Below are 1605 nucleotides of genomic sequence, written 5' to 3' on the forward strand. Positions count from 1 at the left end.
AGCGACGGCGTGGTCTTCGGCGGCGAGGACATCCTGATGTGGGACGGCTCGGCCTGGTCGCTGTGGTTCGACGGCAGCGCCGCCGGCCTGGCCCCGGTGGGCAAGTGGAAGCACAACCTCAACGCCATCTACATCCCGCAGGAGACGGGGCCGAACGGCCCGCTGACCGCGGCGGAGAGCGACGACCTGATCGTCAGCTTCACCCAGAACGCGCGCCCCGTGCCGGGCATCCCCGGCAAGGTGGACGGCATGGATCTGGTGAAGTGGGACGGCACGGCGTGGTCGCTGTGGTTCGACGGCTCCGACGTGGGGCTGACGGCCAAGACGCCGGAGAAGATCGACGCGCTGCACGTGCTGCCGGGCGCGATGTCGCCCATCGGCGCGAATTGCCAGGCGTACCTGCTGGTCAGCACCCAGGGGCCGGGAACCGTGCCCAATCCGGCCGGCGGCAAGCAGCTCAAGTTCAGCGGCGAGGACTTGCTGGGCTTCTGCATGACCAACTGGGGGACGACGACCACGGGTATGTGGCACATCGTCCTGGATGGTTCGACGCAGGACATGCCCAAGAACTCGCTGGACAGCATCTCGGCCAGCCCGGACGGGATGACCTACTACCTGACGACGCGGGGCAACTTCAAGGTGGACACCGCCCAGGGCGGCCACTCGATGGTCTACGTGTATGACGTGGCGACGCAGACGTTCAGCGGCCCCGTCTTCAGCGCCCAGCCCGCCGGGCTGCCGAAGAAGGTGGACGCGCTGCACGTGGAGTTGCTGCCCTAGTCAGGGGCTAGGTTCCAGGGGCCAGGGGCCAGGGAAGAGCGATCTTCCCTGGCCCCTGATGAATCAGAGTCCGCATCCTCAGATGCGGGCCGGTGCGACCCACTTCCTGAAGTGGGTCGCACCTGGAAGCCAGGAATGGCTACGGATGGGGACGGACGGTACGGATTTCTTTATGTAAATCCGTACCGTCCGTCTTGACCCGTAGCCATTTTCTTCACGCGGCGCAGGATTCTTAGCCTGCGTCTGCGGCCAGTCAATCGGAGTCCGCAGCCTCAGATGCGGACGTTTGTAGTCAGGCAATTCCCTGGCCCCTGGCCCCTATCTCCGGTTGCGCGCCGCGTCGCGCACGGCTTGCAGGTTGATGATCTCGGCCACTTCGAATTGGGGCGGGGTGCTGCCGGCGACGGGGCGGCTGCGGACGATGGCCGGGAAGTAGCCCATGCGGCCGTGCAGCTCGGCGATGAGGGTGGCGGCGATGGGGGCGTAGGCGGGGGGCATGATGAGCAGGGGCGTGGTCTGCCACGCGGCGGCCGAGAGGCCGGCGGCGTCGAGCAGGTCGGCCACCTGGCCGGCGAAGGGGCGGGCCTGGTCGAACTGGGCGGGCACGTCGTGCACGTCGGGCGGCGCGCCGTCGAGCTGGGCGGCCTGTTGAGCCAGTTGGGCGGGGGTCTGGGGGTGGGAGAAGTTGAGGAGGAGCATGGGGAGAATTAGGAATTAGGAATTAGGAGTTGTGCCAGACCTGACAGGTTTGCGGCAAACCTGTCAGGTCTAGAGGTCGGTGAAGTAAAGTTCGAATTTCTCGCGCAGGAAGCGGTAGTCGAGCCA

General features: G+C 66.4%; 2 protein-coding genes. One reads left to right on the plus strand and one right to left on the minus strand.

Features of this window, described 5'->3' with window-relative positions:
- Nucleotides 1-780, plus strand: a 780-nt coding sequence (locus tag ACE3UY_RS04810; protein ID WP_374686416.1) for a hypothetical protein, incomplete at its 5' end; no start/stop codon positions are given.
- Between the two features lie 318 nt (nt 781-1098).
- Here ACE3UY_RS04810 and csx15 read toward each other — a convergent pair.
- On the minus strand, nt 1099-1479 hold the full coding sequence (csx15, locus tag ACE3UY_RS04815; RefSeq protein ID WP_374686417.1) for a CRISPR-associated protein Csx15: 381 nt from the start codon (nt 1477-1479) through the stop codon (nt 1099-1101).
- Between the last annotated feature and the right edge of the window lie 126 nt (nt 1480-1605).

Origin of the sequence: Promineifilum sp. (SeqCode) (assembly GCF_041918635.1) — a bacterium.
GTDB lineage: Bacteria > Chloroflexota > Anaerolineae > Promineifilales > Promineifilaceae > Promineifilum.